The following is a 15686-nucleotide window of genomic DNA, read 5'->3' on the forward strand; positions in this document are numbered from 1 at the left end:
CAGTGAGTTAACCATCATGGAGAGTCCGAAATGCCCAGCCCACTGCGCCCGGAGCAACGCCGGTTTCCGCTGCATGTGCACATCAGCGTCATGTTCACATTCCTGTTGCTGCTCACCGGGGTCGTACTGGGCCTGTTCAATTATCACCAGACCACGCAGATCATCCTGTCGAGCAGCGAAAAGCTGTTCGACAGGATCGAACAAGACGTACGTCTGGACATGTCCGCCACCTATCAGCCGATTCGGCACCTGCTGAGTTTGCTGGCGGATGACCCCGCCACTCAGGCCGCGCGCCTTGAACAACGCTTGCCCTTGCTCCGACCGTTTAGCCAGTCGCTCAGCGATAATCCCAATCTGGCATCGCTATATCTGGGTTATGCCAATGGCGATTTCTTCATGGTGCGTCCGCTGCGCAGCGCCGCCATCAAGACATTGCTCAAGGCCCCTGAAGCGGCGGCGTATCAGGTCTGGAGTATCGAACATGACCCGCAGGGCGCGATGCACTCGCTATCGCTGTTTTTTGACCAAACATTGTCGCTGATCAGCCGTCAGGACAACCCCGACGACAGCTACGATCCGCGTAGCCGCGCGTGGTTCAACCATGCTCGCCAGCAAAACGAACAAATCACCACAGAGCCCTACGTGTTTTTCTCCACGCGCAATGTCGGCACGACGCTGGCCCGACGCAGCGGCGAGAACGCCGTCATCGGTGCTGACCTGACGCTGGTCGCCCTGTCGGCGGCGCTGAGCAAACATGTCGTCACACCCTCCACCGAAATTGCCCTGTTCGATGCCGACGGCAACGCTGTGGCCTATCCCGACAGCGAGCGCCTGATCGTCGACAGTAGCGGCGCGCATCTGGCCAAAGCGGCGGATCTGAGTCCGGGCTTGCATGCGCTGTTGTCCGGCGCAGCCACAGGCAATCGCCTGGAAGCCGATGGTCGCCAGTGGATCGTCGCCCGCAGCAACATTCAGGAGGGCGGTCCGAAAGGTTTGCAGTTGGCGCTGCTGGTGCCCGAGGACGAGTTATTGATCGATGCCTACCGCCTGCGCTGGCAAGGCGCGCTGATCACCCTCGCGACCCTGCTGCTGTGCCTGCCGCTGGGCTGGGTGATTTCGCGAATTCTGGTCAAGCCGTTGCATGCACTGGTCAAGGAAGCCGACGCGATTCGCAGTTTCGATTTCAACTTTCCTCTGGCCCGCCGCTCGCCGGTGCTTGAAGTCGACCAGTTGAGCGTGTCGATGGCGCGGATGAAAGACACCCTGGCGAGTTTCTTCCGGATTACCGACACCCTCGGCGCCGAAACCCGCTTCGCCCCGCTGCTGCAACGGGTGCTGTTTGAAACGGTGCAGATTGCGCAGGCGCAGGCAGGGCTGATCTATCTGCGTGAAAGCGACAGCAGCCGCATGGAGCCATACGGGCTGGTGATCGATGGTACGTCTCAGGCGTTGGAAGCATTCGACATTCAGGGCCACGACCTGCAGCAGAACAAAGGGCCGGCGTGGTTTGAACAATTGGTCGGCGCCAATAACGTGGTGAGCAACTTCGGCGTCGATCAGGCCGGCGACTTGCAGAAGGTCCTGCTGGCAATGCAATCGCCCCGCATCCATCTGATCGGCATCCGCCTGCACAACCGCCACGACGAAACCATCGGCCTGCTGATTCTGCTGGTGAGCGACAGCGGCACGGCAGCCGATCTGGAAAAACTGCGCCCTGATCGCATCGCGTTCCTCCAGGCTGTCTCCGGCGCGGCGGCGGTCAGCATCGAGAGCCAACGCCTGCAAGCCCGCCAGAAGCAATTGCTCGACGCCTTCATTCAACTGCTCGCTGGCGCCATCGACGCCAAGAGTCCGTACACCGGCGGCCATTGTCAGCGCGTGCCAGAGCTGACGTTGATGCTCGCTCAGGCGGCAGCGGCAAGCGAGGCGCCGGCGTTCAGTGCCTACCAACCGAGCGAGGATGAATGGGAAGCCTTGCACATTGCCGCGTGGCTGCACGACTGCGGCAAGGTGACGACGCCGGAATACGTGGTCGACAAGGCCACCAAACTGGAAACCATCAACGACCGTATTCATGAAATTCGCACGCGTTTCGAAGTGCTCAAGCGTGATGCCTGGATCAGCTATTGGCAGGCGTGCGCTCTGGGCGGCGATGAGACTGCACTGGCCGAATTGCGCGATGCCACGCTGACGGCGCTGGACGACGATTTTACGTTTGTCGCGCGCTGCAATCTGGGCAGTGAAGCGATGGCAGAGGCGGATCTGCAGCGCCTTGACCATCTGGCGCAACGCACCTGGCTGCGTACCCTTGATGACCGCTTGGGCGTGTCATGGGAAGAGAACCGGCGTCAGGCGCGCACGCCGGCACCGAATCTGCCGGTCAGTGAAAAGCTTTTGGCAGACAAGCCAGAGCACTTGCTTGAACGCGACCCGAACGAGTTGATCCCCGAAGACAATCCATGGGGCTTCAAACTGGATGTACCGCACTACAAATACAATCGCGGCGAGCTGTACAACCTGAGCATCAACCGTGGCACCCTGACCCGCGAAGAGCGCTACATGATCAATCACCACATGGTGCAGACGATCATGATGCTCAGCCACCTGCCCTTCCCCGGCCACCTCGACAGCATTGCCGAAATCGCCGGCGGTCATCATGAAAAAATGGACGGCACCGGTTACCCGAAACGCCTGAAGCGTGAGGACATGAGCCTGCCCGCGCGAATGATGGCGATTGCCGATATCTTTGAGGCGCTGACCGCAGCCGATCGCCCGTACAAAAAGGCCAAAACCCTGAGCGAGGCCTTGGCGATCATGGCCACCATGTGCCGTGAGGCGCACATCGATGCTCAGCTATTCGGATTGTTCATCAACGAAGGCGTTTACATGCAGTACGCCGTGCGCTTTCTCGATCCCGCACAGATCGATAACGTCGATCCGGCCAGCCTGTTGCACAAGGCTGGCCTCACCGCATGATCAGCAGTCGGTCAGACGCAGGAAAATCGCTGCCAGTTGCTCAATGCCAGCCTGATCCTGCGCGGTAAAACGCGCCAGCTTCGGGCTGTCGAGGTCGAGTACACCGATCAGGCGACCGTCCTTGACCAACGGCACGACCAGCTCGCTGTTCGAGGCGCTGTCGCAGGCGATATGCCCCGGGAACGCGTGTACGTCTTCAACGCGCTGGGTTTGCCGAGTGGCCGCCGCCGCGCCACACACACCACGGCCAAACGGGATGCGCACGCAGGCGATCTGCCCCTGGAACGGACCAAGCACCAGTTCTTCGTTGCGATTGAGGTAAAAGCCCGCCCAGTTCAGGTCATCGAGCTGGTTGAACAGAAACGCCGAAAACTGCGCGGCGTTGGCGATGAAATCACGCTCGTCCGCCAGCAGCGATTCCAGTTGTGCGGCCAACATGCCATAGCCTTCGAGGCCCTGGCCGCTTTGTTGCAAATCAATCATGCCTTGTGCTCCAACAATTTCAGTCCCACCCAGTAACGGGCGAATTGGTACGCGCAACGTCCGTTGCGATTACCGCGGCCGGTGGCCCAACGCACGGCAAGGATGTCCAGTGCTTCGTCGCGCTGCCAGCTCAGGCCGGCCTTGGCGGCCAACTGACCGATCCAGTGTTCGACGACGTTAAGGAAGTGTTCTTGGGTAAACGGATAGAACGACAGCCACAGACCGAAACGGTCCGACAGCGCGATCTTGTCTTCAACGGCTTCGCTGGGATGCAGTTCGCCGTCGACGCGTTTCCAGTTTTCGTTATCGCTCTCCTTTTCCGGCACCAAGTGGCGGCGGTTGGAGGTGGCGTACAGCAAGACATTGTCCGGGGCCTGCTCGAGCGAGCCGTCGAGCACGCTTTTGAGAACGCGATAATCGCCTTCACCGGATTCGAACGACAAGTCATCGCAAAACAGCACGAAGCGTTGTGGCAGCTTGCCGATCTGCTCGACCACCCGCGGCAGATCCGCCAGATGATCACGCTCGATCTCGATCAGGCGCAGGCCGGTGGCGGCGTGTTCCGCCAGCAAGGCCCGCACCAGCGACGACTTGCCGGTACCGCGCGAACCCCAGAGCAACGCATGGTTGGCCGGCATGCCATCGAGAAACTGCTGGGTGTTGCGCCCCAGCTGTTCGAGCTGACGGTCAACGCCGATCAGGTCGGACAAGCGCATGTCGAGGCTGACTTCCAGCGGCATCAGATAGCCGCTGCGCCCGTCGCGTTGCCAGCGCGCCGCCAGACAAGTGCCCCAGTCGATCACCGGCCGTGGTGCCGGCAACAACGGTTCGATACGCGCCAGAACCGACTCGGCGCGTTCAAGAAAAGCATTTAATCGGGAATCCACGTCTTCTCCTCGGGCACGTTCACAGTGATGATGGTGAATCCTGCGACGACACACAGATAAAAATCACCCTACCAAGCCTTGTTACAAGGCGATTCGGGAACCTCGGTATCCATACATGATCGACTATGCTTGAGCAGCGAAGGGAAACGGAAGTGGTTCAACACCCCATGGATATCAAATTCACCCACCGGCTGTCTTACAAGCAAGCCAGGCTTACCGTGCTGGTCGGGTTCATTCTGGGCACGCTGCTCAGCCTGCTGCAAATCGGCATCGATTATGCCAGTGAAGACGCCTCCATCAACCGTGAAATCCTGTCTTTGCTGGAAATCAGCCATAACCCGGCCTCACGGATCGCCTACAACATCGACGCCGAACTGGCACAGGAACTGACCCTGGGCCTGTTGCGCTCGCCGGCAATCATTTCTGCGCAACTGATCGACAACAACAATACGGTGCTGGCCAGCGTCAAACGCCCGGAACTGCAAAGCGGCTATCGGGTCATCAGCGACTTCCTGTTTGGCGCCAAACGCCAGTTCGAAGACCGTCTGTATCTGGATCATCTGCCCAATGAATCGCTGGGCGTGTTAAGCCTTGAGGTCGACACCTATGCCTTCGGCAGTCGCTTCCTGCGCCGCGCCGAGGTGACCCTGCTCAATGGCTTCGCCCGCAGCCTGATTCTCACCGGCATCCTGTTGGCGCTGTTCTATGTGATGTTGACCAAACCACTGGTGCGGGTCATCCGCGAACTCAGCGGGCGCGACCCGCGCAGCGCCGAGCCGACCACGCTGGAGTGCCCGTCCGGCCACGGCAACGATGAAATCGGCGTGCTGGTCAAAGTCGCCAATCAGCAATTCGAGAACATTGCCACCGAGATCCAGCAGCGACGCAACGCCGAAAACCGTCTGACCGACTACCTCGGACAACTGGAAAACATCGTCTCGGCGCGCACCGCTGAACTCAAGGCGATCAACGCACGGCTGAGCCAGTCCAATCAGGAACTCGAAGTCGCCCGCAGCACCGCCCTGGAAATGGCCGAGGCCCGCTCGGCGTTCCTTGCCAACATGAGCCATGAGATCCGCACGCCGCTCAACGGCCTGCTGGGAATGATCGCGCTGTCACTCGACGGTCCGTTGAATGCCGAACAGCAGCAACAACTGTCGATCGCCCACGACTCGGGCAAGGTGCTGGTCGAATTGCTCAACGATATTCTCGACCTGTCGAAGTTCGATGCCGGGCAACTGGAGCTTGAGCACATCCCGTTCGATCTTGGCTCGTTGATTGAAGACACCGCCAACCTGTTGTCGCAGAACGCCGCGCCGAGCGTCGAACTGACCTGCCTGATCGATCCGCACTTCCCGGCACTGGTGCTGGGCGATCCGACCCGCGTGCGGCAGATCGTCAGCAATCTGCTGTCCAACGCGCTGAAATTCACCCGCTTCGGCCGGGTCGATGTGCGCTTGTCGACCTACAAGGATGGCGTGCGCATCGAGGTCTGCGACACCGGCATCGGTATCGCCCAGGACGCGCAGCTGAAAATCTTCCAGCCGTTCACTCAAGCGGGCGCCGGCATCACTCGACAATACGGCGGCACCGGGCTGGGTCTGGCGCTGACCTACAACCTCTGCGAAGCCATGCAGGGGCGTCTGACCATCAGTTCCGAAACCGGGTTCGGCAGTCAGTTCTGTGCCGAGCTGCCATTGCCGTGTCATACCCGCGCACTGGTTCCGGCGCCGCTGCACGGAAAAATCCTCGCCATCACCGCTGCCAGCAGTGGACTGGCGGAACTGTTGCAGAGCCTGCTGCCGGTGTGGGGACTTACATATGAGCAGCGCACCATCGATGACTCACTGTTGGGCCTGACGCCGGACGTGGTGATCACCGATTGTCCGGAGTGCCTGTTCGGTTTGCGCCCGACGCTTGGGGCGCCGATTTTGCTGGTAACCGCCTACGGCAGTTTCCTGCCCAGCGAAGAAGCCGCCGCACTCGCGCCTCTGCAGCAACAGGCCCGACCATTGGCGCGTAATGCGCTGTACCAGAACCTGCGACGTACCCTGCAACCGGACGTGGTCGCCGTTAACGATGCGCAGCTCGAAACGTCTCCCTCGGTGCGGCGCGGGCGGGTGTTGCTGGTCGAGGACAACCCGGTCAATCAACTGGTGGCCAAAGGCATGCTCGGCAAACTGGGCTGCGAGGTCATCGTCGCCGCCCACGGTGCCGAAGCACTGGATCAGTTGGAGTATCACGAATTCGATCTGGTGCTGATGGACTGCAACATGCCCGTGATGGATGGCTACGAAGCCAGCCGACAGATCCGTCAAAGCGGGCGCTGGCCGAGCCTGCCCATCGTCGCTCTGACCGCCAACGCCATGTCCGAAGAACGCGAACGCTGCCGCGCAGCCGGCATGAGCGACTATCTGGCCAAGCCGTTTCGCCGTGAAGAGCTGGCGGCGCTGCTCGATCAATGGATCCCAACTACGACAGCGCTTTGATCTGCCCCAGCAAGTGATCGAGACCCTTGCGCAGGTCATTGAGGCGGTCCAGATCCACCCCGCTGTCACACAGCAGACGGGCCTTGAGCGGCCCGACCTGCTCGCGCAAGGCTTGCCCCGCCGGCGTCAGACTCAGGTGCACTTCGCGCTCGTCACGCGTTGAACGCTGGCGCTGTACCCATTGCAACTGTTCCAGACGCTTGAGCAATGGCGTCAGCGTGCCCGAGTCCAGTGCCAGACGCTCGCCCAACGCCTTGACCGTCGGTTGCTCCGGCGCAGCGTCCTGCCATTCCCACAACACCAGCATCGCCAGGTATTGCGGGTACGTCAGGCCCAACTGATCGAGCATCGGTTTGTAGGCACGAATCACCGCTCGAGAGGCGGCGTACAGCTTGAAGCACAACTGGTTGTCGAGCTTCAGCGAATCGACCGGCAAGCTGTTCATTTGAGCAGGGCTTCGATCTCGCCGCTCAGCTCCTGCGGCTTGGTGGTCGGGGCAAAACGCTTGACCAGTTTTCCGTCCTTGCCAATCAGGAACTTGGTGAAGTTCCACTTGATGCCTTGGGAGCCAAGCAGGCCCGGCGCGCGTTTTTTCAGTTGCACGAACAGCGGATGCGCGTCTCCACCGTTAACGTCGATCTTCTTGAACAGCGGGAAGCTGACGCCGAAGTTCAGCTCGCAGAACTCACTGATCGCCCCTTCGTTACCCGGCTCCTGCTTGCCGAACTGATTGCACGGAAAGCCCAGAACCACCAGGCCCTGATCCTTGTAGGTCTGCCACAGTTCTTCGAGGCCTTTGTACTGTGGAGTGAAACCGCATTTGCTCGCGGTGTTGACCACTAAAACCGCCTTACCGGCGAAATCGGCGAGGGTCTTTTGCTCCCCCTTGATGGTGGTGCACGGAATGTTCAACAGGTTGTCGCTCATGGCGTCGGGCTCCGCAGACAGTCAAGAAAGATCAAACATAGCGAGCAATTAAATTGTGTGCAATTTAATTATCGAATAATAAGGCGACCCGAAGGTCGCCTTCATTGGTTTATGCGCGTGGAACCAGATCCAGGCACACCGAATTGATGCAATAGCGCAAGCCGGTCGGCGGTGGGCCGTCCGGGAACACATGGCCCAGATGCGCATCGCAGCGCGCGCACTTCACTTCCGTACGGATCATGCCGTGACTGATGTCACGGATTTCAGTCATCGCGCTTTCGCCGATTGGCGCGTAGAAGCTCGGCCAGCCGCAGCCGGAGTCGAATTTGGTCTTGGAGTCGAACAGCGGCTCGTTGCAGCAGACGCAGTGGTAGATACCATCGGTCTTGGTGTCGTTGTATTTACCGGAGAACGGGCGCTCGGTCGCGCTCAGACGACAAACGTTGTACTGCTCAGGGTCGAGCATCGCCCGCCATTCTTCCAGGGTTTTTTCCAACTTTTCCATCATCACACCTCAGCGGCTGAAAAAGCCCGATCTGTACCTTTTCCACGGATCGGGCGGCACGTATGATTGCGCCTCGTCACGCACCAGTCTGGCAGCCAGACCGGGCGCATTCAAACGGATTATGGGAGCCACGGCTCAAGACGTCCGCCTGTGTGAAGACGCAGGAATCCCAGTACGGTTGTCCATCCGCCGCCTGGATCGTTCATTTTCGGGATCACATCGCCATGCAGTTCAGCAAATCGAACAAGCTCGCCAACGTCTGCTACGACATTCGCGGCCCGGTGCTCAAGCACGCCAAACGACTGGAAGAGGAAGGCCAGCGCATCCTCAAGCTGAACATCGGCAACCCGGCGCCGTTTGGTTTCGAAGCGCCGGACGAAATTCTTCAGGATGTGATCCGCAACCTGCCGACCGCGCAAGGCTACAGCGACTCCAAAGGTCTGTTCAGCGCGCGTAAAGCGGTGATGCAGTACTACCAGCAGAAGAATGTTGAAGGTGTCGGCATCGAAGACATCTATCTGGGTAACGGCGTTTCCGAACTGATCGTGATGTCGTTGCAGGCGCTGCTCAACAACGGCGACGAAGTGCTGGTGCCCGCCCCGGACTACCCGTTGTGGACTGCCGCCGTCAGCCTCGCCGGTGGTAACGCCGTACATTACCTGTGCGACGAAGGTGCCGACTGGTTCCCGGATCTGGCCGACATCAAGGCCAAGATCACCCCGAACACCAAAGCGATGGTGATCATCAACCCGAACAACCCGACCGGCGCAGTGTATTCGAAGGAAGTGTTGCTGGGCATGCTGGAAATCGCCCGCGCGCACAACCTGGTGGTCTTCTCCGACGAGATCTACGACAAAATTCTGTACGACGATGCCGTGCACATCTGCACCGCGTCGCTAGCCCCGGACTTGCTGTGCCTGACCTTCAACGGTCTGTCGAAGTCCTACCGTGTGGCGGGTTTCCGCTCCGGCTGGATCGCCATTTCCGGGCCGAAGCACAACGCGCAGAGCTACATCGAAGGCATCGACATGCTGGCCAACATGCGCTTGTGCGCCAACGTGCCGAGCCAGCATGCGATCCAGACCGCATTGGGCGGCTATCAGAGCATCAACGACCTGGTGCTGCCGCAGGGTCGCCTGCTGGAACAGCGTAACCGCACTTGGGAATTGCTTAACGACATTCCAGGCGTGAGCTGCGTCAAGCCGATGGGCGCGCTGTATGCGTTCCCGAAGATCGACCCGAAAGTCTGCCCGATCCATAACGACGAGAAATTCGTCCTCGACCTGCTGCTCTCCGAGAAGCTGCTGGTGGTACAGGGCACGGCGTTCAACTGGCCGTGGCCGGATCACTTCCGCGTGGTCACCCTGCCCCGCGTCGACGATCTGGAAATGGCCATCGGCCGTATCGGCAACTTCCTCAAGTCCTACCGCCAGTAACTGGCCAGCAGTGCGCAACGGCCAAACGTTGCGCACTGTCTGATTCAGCAACACTTCTGCGTTCCGCGTCCGCGCACGCCTTCTACACTTGCGATTCGTACCGTTTACCTGCGTCCAGCTTAATGGCGACGGGTCGCGGCTGGCCGTCATCCCTATCGTTATCTGTCGTGGGAAATGTGCCGGGCACCGAAGAATCCGCTGTAGGACACAGTTTGAAATAGTCACTCAGTTGAATAGCCCGGTGCAGCACCTTATATACCCCGCAGTACGCTACATCTTTAGCTTGAGGAGATTTCTACAACCATGATGCGCATCCTGCTGTTTTTGGCCACTAACCTGGCGGTCGTGCTGATAGCCAGCATCACCCTGAGCCTTTTCGGCTTCAACGGGTTCATGGCGGCCAACGGGGTTGATCTCGACCTTAGTCAGCTGCTGGTTTTCTGTGCAGTCTTTGGTTTCGCCGGCTCGCTGTTCTCGCTGTTCATCTCCAAGTGGATGGCGAAGATGAGCACTGGCACCCAGATCATCAGCCAGCCACGTACCCGGCATGAGCAATGGCTGCTGCAAACTGTCGAGCAACTGTCCCGCGAAGCCGGGATCAAGATGCCCGAAGTCGGTATTTTCCCGGCCTACGAAGCAAACGCCTTCGCCACCGGCTGGAACAAGAACGACGCGTTGGTCGCGGTCAGCCAGGGCTTGCTCGAGCGCTTCTCACCCGATGAAGTGAAAGCCGTGCTGGCCCACGAAATCGGCCACGTCGCCAACGGCGACATGGTCACCCTGGCGCTGATCCAGGGCGTGGTGAACACCTTCGTGATGTTCTTTGCGCGGATCATCGGCAACTTCGTCGACAAAGTGATCTTCAAGAACGAAGAAGGCCAAGGCATCGCCTACTACGTGGCGACCATTTTTGCCGAACTGGTACTGGGCATTCTCGCCAGTGCGATCGTCATGTGGTTCTCGCGCAAGCGCGAATTCCGTGCCGACGAAGCCGGCGCCCGCCTGGCCGGTACCAGCGCAATGATCGGCGCACTGCAACGCCTGCGCGCCGAACAGGGCCTGCCGGTGCACATGCCGGACACCCTTAACGCCTTTGGCATCAACGGTGGTATCAAACAGGGCTTTGCCCGCATGTTCATGAGCCACCCGCCGCTGGAAGAGCGTATCGACGCCCTGCGTCGTCGCGGTTGATCCGACCGGTGTAACAATGAAAAAGGCCCGCAGTGATGCGGGCCTTTTTTACATCTTTGGATTGTGCGCCGACAGTGCCGGCCCTTTCGCGAGCAAGCTCGCTCCCACAGGGTTCTGCGGTGTTTAGGCGATCTGTGACATAGCACAAATCACTGTGGGAGCGAGCTTGCTCGCGAAGAGGCCCGTAACGGCGCCAACAAACTATCGGGAAGAAACCCGGTAGACCCGCTCCTCCAGCCGCGTCACGCCAGCCTGAAGGAACTTCCCGCTCTCCCCCAGCACATCCTGCTCTTCCAGCATCTGCACCTGCCAGGCACCACTCAGCAACCGCTGCACCTCATCATCCCCCACCGCAAACGGCGGCCCCGGCATCTGCGCCTGATCGTAGTCCAGCGTAATCAACAACCCGTGCACACCCTGCGGCAGAATCTGCTGAAGATGCGCCGCATACCGCTCACGCATCGTCGCCGGCAAGGCAATCAGCGCGGCGCGGTCGTACAACGCGGCGCAATCGGCCACATCGATCGCCGTTAGCGCAAAAAAGTCACCGCACCACAGCTCGATGGCTTCACCGCGATAGACCTTGAACGCGCCCTTCTGGCTAATCTGCGGCTGCACCTGATGTTCACTGAAAAAGTCCTCGATAGCCTTTTCCGACAGTTCGACCCCGAGCACCTGATGACCGCGTCCGGCCAGCCACGCCAGATCCAGACTTTTCCCACACAAAGGCACGAGCACTCGCGCCGCTGCCGGTACCGCCCAGTGCCGCTGCAGATACGGGTTTACCTCAGGCAGATGGAAACCAATCTGCCCCGAAGCCCACTTCTTGTGCCAAAACTCAGGCTGCATGCATCACTCCCAATAATTCGATCAAAAAGCGTTAAAACTTATATTAGATTTAGATCAATGATCTGACTGAAGATGAAGCCATCTTAACGCTCAGGAACCCATCATGTTGCCCAGCCTGTTCATTTCCCATGGTTCACCCATGCTGGCCCTGGAGCCCGGCGCCAGTGGCCCGGCTCTGGCTCGTCTGGCCGCCGAATTGCCGAAACCCAAAGCCATCGTCATCGTCTCCGCGCACTGGGAAAGCCAGGAACTGCTGGTCAGCAGCCATGCGCAACCGGAAACCTGGCACGACTTCGGCGGCTTTCCCCGGGCGCTGTTTGAAGTGCAGTATCCGGCACCGGGTAATCCGCAACTGGCTGCTGAGGTGGCTGATCTACTGACTGCCAACAACCTGCCTGCCCGTCTCGACCCGCAACGCCCGTTCGATCATGGCGTCTGGGTGCCGTTGTCGCTGATGTATCCGCAGGCGGATATCCCGGTGGTGCAAATCTCTCTGCCGAGCCGTGGCGGCCCGGCGCTGCAAACCCGAGTCGGCCGGGCACTGGCGAGTCTGCGTGATCAGGGCATTTTGCTGATCGGCTCCGGCAGCATCACGCACAACCTGCGCGAACTGGACTGGCACGCCGGCCCGGAAAGCGTTGAGCCCTGGGCGCGGGATTTCCGTGACTGGGTGATCGATAAGCTCGCGGCCGACGATGAGGCAGCGCTGCACGATTATCGTCAGCAGGCGCCGCATGCGGTGCGCAGTCATCCGAGTGATGAGCATTTGTTGCCGTTGTATTTTGCCCGGGGTGCGGGGGGTGAGTTCAGCGTGGCGCACAAGGGATTCACAATGGGTGCGCTGGGCATGGATATTTACCGCTTCGGTTGATGCCTTCGCGAGCCGGCTCGCTCCCACAAAGGCAAAAAACAGGCAAAAAAAATCCCCGAACCAGTCGGGGATTTTTTATGTTCGATCAATCAGCCCAAGGGCGGATCAATCTTCGCGATAGCGACGCAGCTTCAACTGCTTGCCAGCAACGCGAGTGTCCTTCAGTTTGGTCAGGAGTTTGTCCAGACCATCTTCCGGCAGCTCGACGAGGCTGAAGCTGTCACGCACCTGGATGCGACCGATCGCTTCACGGGCCAGACCGCCTTCGTTGAGGATGGCGCCCAGCAGGTTCTTCGCAGCGATACCGTCACGCGCACCCAGCGCGGTACGGCAACGAGCACGGCCTTCGCCCAAAGGCATTGGCGCGCGACGCTCGCGGTCACCACGATCAGGACGATCACCAGTGCGCTCAGGACGGTCGCCACGCGGTGCGTTGTTCGGCACCAGTGGACGTTCCTTCTCGATCGCCGCCAGGTTCAGCGCTTGACCGTTGGTGGCTTTGCGCAGCAGCGCAGCAGCCAGAGCACGCGGGGTGCAGCCGATGTCTGCAGTCAGACGATCGAGCAGCTCACCGTGGGTCGATTCGGCATCAGCGACCAGCGGCGACAGGCTGTTGGTCAGTTTCTTGATGCGCGCATCGAGAACGGCTTGAGCGTCCGGCAGGCGTACTTCAGCAACTTTCTGGCCGGTTACACGCTCGATCACTTGCAGCATGCGGCGCTCACGTGGAGTCACCAGCAGCAGTGCACGACCTTCGCGACCGGCACGGCCAGTACGGCCGATACGGTGAACGTAGGACTCTGGGTCGTACGGCATGTCAACGTTGAACACGTGAGTGATGCGCGGAACGTCCAGACCACGAGCAGCTACGTCGGTCGCGACAACGATGTCCAGACGGCCATCTTTCAGCGAGTCAATAACGCGCTCACGCTGGTTCTGGGCGATGTCACCGTTCAGCGCCGCGGCTTTGTAGCCTTTGGCGTCGAGGGCGCTGGCCAGATCCAGGGTCGCTTGCTTGGTGCGTACGAACATGATCAGAGCGTCGAAATCTTCCACTTCCAGCAAGCTGAGAACGGCCGAAGTCTTCTGGTCAGCGTGAACCAACAGGTGAGCCTGTTCGATCGCGGTAACGGTCTGGGTCTTGGTCTGGATCTTCACGTGTTGCGGATCGCGCAGATGGCGTTCGGCAATGGCGCGGATCGACTGCGGCAGGGTAGCCGAGAACAAAACGGTCTGACGGGTCGCTGGCAGAGCCTTGAAGATGACTTCCAGGTCATCCATGAAGCCCAGTTTCAACATTTCGTCAGCTTCGTCGAGAACCAGGTGGTTCACGGTCGACAGAACTTTTTCGTCGCGACGCAGGTGGTCGCACAGACGGCCCGGAGTGGCGACAACGATCTGTGCGCCATTACGGATTGCTTTCAGTTGTGGGCCCATAGGCGCGCCGCCGTAAACGGCCACAACGGTAACGCCCGGCATTTGCTTGGCGTAGGTTTCAAAAGCGGTTGCTACTTGCAGCGCCAACTCACGAGTTGGCGCCAGGATCAGGGCTTGCGGTTCGCGCTTGGCAGGATCGATGCGGTGCAGAATAGGCAGTGCGAACGCGGCGGTTTTACCGGTACCGGTTTGCGCCTGACCAATCATGTCCTGGCCGGCCATGATGATCGGGATCGATTGCTGCTGAATCGCCGAAGGCTCTTCGTAGCCAGTCGCTGCGACGGCTGCAAGAATATTCGGGTTAAGATTAAAAGCGGCGAATCCGCCGGTTTCCTGGGTCATGGGTCTGCCTCTAAGTGCATCCGCAAAGACCCATGCTCCAAAGCTGCGCATGCCGTGTTGAGACTCAAGAGTCGCCCTGGCAGCTTTGTCGGCGGGGATTTGCGAAAACGAATGAATGAAAAAAAGAATCGTCCGGGAAGAGCCCGCAATGCGGACGTGCAGCCGAAGCTGACTTCGGGAAATGCGCTACCTAAACGCGGCCCGGTTAAAGGCCGGCGCGCACTATACCGGATTTTGCCCAAAAAGGGAGCTTTTTTTATTGCCTGAATGAGCGTGTCACCGCTGTGTAACGGGGTTTTGCGGATAATCGCGCGAAGGTCTATTTTTCAAAGGCCCGGCCCTGCGGGCGATGACGCTTAAACGATTCACTGATGTGCGGCATACCGTCGCTGCACCCGCCCTTCCCGCCCGAGGATCTACCCATGAATCAGCCCTGCCCCGGCCGCGTCAGCCGTGAACGTCGTGGTCACGTCCATCTGATTGGCCTGGATCGAGCGGCCAAGCGCAATGCTTTCGACCTCGACCTGCTCAACGAGCTGAGCCTGGCCTACGGCGAGTTCGAGGCCGACAGCGAAGCGCGGGTGGCGGTGGTGTTCGGGCATGGCGAGCACTTTACCGCTGGCCTGGATCTGGTCAACGCCAGTTCCGCCCTCGCCCAGGGCTGGCAGGTTCCGACCGGCGGTTGCGATCCGTGGGGCGTTTTCGTCGGCCCACGGGTGAGCAAACCAGTGATAGTCGCCGCGCAGGGTTATTGCCTGACCATCGGCATCGAGCTGATGCTGGCAGCCGATATAAACCTGTGTGCGAGCAATACCCGCTTCGCGCAGATGGAAGTGCAGCGTGGGATCTTTCCTTTTGGTGGTGCGACTTTACGTTTTCAGCAGATCGCCGGTTGGGGCAACGCGATGCGCTGGCTGCTGACCGGCGATGAGTTTGATGCGCACGAGGCGTTGCACCTGGGGTTGGTGCAGGAAGTCATGGCCAGCGAAGACCTGTTGCCGCGGGCGATTGAATTGGCTGAGCGGATTGCCCGGCAGGCGCCGTTGGGGGTGCAGGCGACGTTGATGTCGGCGCGGCAGGCGCGGTATGAAGGTGAGACAGCGGCCGCGCAAGGGTTACCGGCGTTGGTGAAGAAATTATTGGCGAGTGAGGATGCCAAGGAAGGGGTGCGGTCGCTGGTGGAGCGGCGGCCTGGAGTCTTCAAAGGGATCTGAAATATTTGCTGGTTATCAGATCCTCTTCGCGAGCAGGCTCGCTCACAGGGAAAATGCATTCCAATGTGGGAGCGAGCCT

At 59.9% G+C, this 15686-nt stretch carries 13 protein-coding genes; 6 read left to right on the forward strand and 7 right to left on the reverse strand.

The annotated features are described in order from the left end of the window. Window positions 1-30: 30 nt before the first annotated feature. Window positions 31-2976 (forward strand): HD domain-containing phosphohydrolase, encoded by a 2946-nt coding sequence (locus BMY54_RS17875; RefSeq protein ID WP_093435131.1) that lies wholly within the window; start codon window positions 31-33, stop codon window positions 2974-2976. On the opposite strand, the gene BMY54_RS17880 is transcribed toward BMY54_RS17875, so the two are convergent. Together BMY54_RS17880 and BMY54_RS17885 are read right to left on the reverse strand one after the other, a co-directional pair. After that, the gene (locus tag BMY54_RS17880) at window positions 2977-3459 is read right to left on the reverse strand and encodes a GAF domain-containing protein (RefSeq protein ID WP_093435133.1); all 483 of its coding nucleotides are present in this window, start codon (window positions 3457-3459) and stop codon (window positions 2977-2979) included. It abuts the gene before it with no gap. Further along, a complete protein-coding gene (locus BMY54_RS17885) occupies window positions 3456-4346 on the reverse strand; it encodes an ATP-binding protein (protein ID WP_093435135.1) in 891 nt (296 codons plus the stop codon). The genes BMY54_RS17880 and BMY54_RS17885 overlap by 4 nt, the downstream gene beginning before the upstream one ends. Before the next feature lie 167 nt (window positions 4347-4513). Here BMY54_RS17885 and BMY54_RS17890 point away from each other — a divergent pair, with 167 nt between their 5' ends. Further along, a complete protein-coding gene (locus BMY54_RS17890) occupies window positions 4514-6835 on the forward strand; it encodes a hybrid sensor histidine kinase/response regulator (protein ID WP_093435137.1) in 2322 nt (773 codons plus the stop codon). On the opposite strand, the gene BMY54_RS17895 is transcribed toward BMY54_RS17890, so the two are convergent. The 3 genes from BMY54_RS17895 to msrB form a co-directional block, all read right to left on the reverse strand. Then, entirely contained in the window at window positions 6819-7280 is a 462-nt protein-coding gene (locus BMY54_RS17895; protein ID WP_093435139.1) for a MarR family winged helix-turn-helix transcriptional regulator, read from the reverse strand. The genes BMY54_RS17890 and BMY54_RS17895 overlap by 17 nt on opposite strands. Continuing rightward, entirely contained in the window at window positions 7277-7762 is a 486-nt protein-coding gene (locus BMY54_RS17900; protein ID WP_016985485.1) for a glutathione peroxidase, read from the reverse strand. The genes BMY54_RS17895 and BMY54_RS17900 overlap by 4 nt, the downstream gene beginning before the upstream one ends. A gap of 109 nt (window positions 7763-7871) precedes the next feature. Next, entirely contained in the window at window positions 7872-8267 is a 396-nt protein-coding gene (msrB, locus tag BMY54_RS17905) for a peptide-methionine (R)-S-oxide reductase MsrB (RefSeq protein WP_093435141.1), read from the reverse strand. A gap of 224 nt (window positions 8268-8491) precedes the next feature. Between msrB and BMY54_RS17910 the strand changes: the two genes are divergently transcribed. Both BMY54_RS17910 and htpX read left to right on the forward strand, forming a co-directional pair. After that, window positions 8492-9703: a pyridoxal phosphate-dependent aminotransferase gene (locus BMY54_RS17910; protein ID WP_007908620.1), complete on the forward strand. Its 1212-nt coding sequence runs from the start codon at window positions 8492-8494 to the stop codon at window positions 9701-9703. Between the two features lie 303 nt (window positions 9704-10006). Continuing rightward, on the forward strand, window positions 10007-10894 hold the full coding sequence (htpX, locus tag BMY54_RS17915) for a protease HtpX (RefSeq protein ID WP_007908619.1): 888 nt from the start codon (window positions 10007-10009) through the stop codon (window positions 10892-10894). A 201-nt stretch (window positions 10895-11095) separates the two neighbouring features. Here htpX and BMY54_RS17920 read toward each other — a convergent pair whose 3' ends face one another. Next, window positions 11096-11743 carry a thiopurine S-methyltransferase gene (locus BMY54_RS17920; protein WP_093435143.1) on the reverse strand — a complete coding sequence of 216 codons (648 nt, stop codon included), beginning with the start codon at window positions 11741-11743 and terminating at the stop codon, window positions 11096-11098. A 103-nt stretch (window positions 11744-11846) separates the two neighbouring features. On the opposite strand from BMY54_RS17920, the gene BMY54_RS17925 reads away from it, so the two are divergent. After that, window positions 11847-12614, forward strand: a complete 768-nt coding sequence (locus BMY54_RS17925; protein ID WP_093435145.1) for a DODA-type extradiol aromatic ring-opening family dioxygenase — start codon at window positions 11847-11849, stop codon at window positions 12612-12614. A 105-nt stretch (window positions 12615-12719) separates the two neighbouring features. Here BMY54_RS17925 and BMY54_RS17930 read toward each other — a convergent pair whose 3' ends face one another. Continuing rightward, entirely contained in the window at window positions 12720-14393 is a 1674-nt protein-coding gene (locus tag BMY54_RS17930) for a DEAD/DEAH box helicase (protein ID WP_008088238.1), read from the reverse strand. A 422-nt stretch (window positions 14394-14815) separates the two neighbouring features. Between BMY54_RS17930 and BMY54_RS17935 the strand changes: the two genes are divergently transcribed. After that, entirely contained in the window at window positions 14816-15607 is a 792-nt protein-coding gene (locus tag BMY54_RS17935; RefSeq protein ID WP_093435147.1) for a crotonase/enoyl-CoA hydratase family protein, read from the forward strand. Window positions 15608-15686 lie beyond the last annotated feature (79 nt).

The sequence above is a fragment of the Pseudomonas sp. ok266 genome, from assembly GCF_900110195.1.
Taxonomy (GTDB): domain Bacteria; phylum Pseudomonadota; class Gammaproteobacteria; order Pseudomonadales; family Pseudomonadaceae; genus Aquipseudomonas; species Aquipseudomonas neuropathica.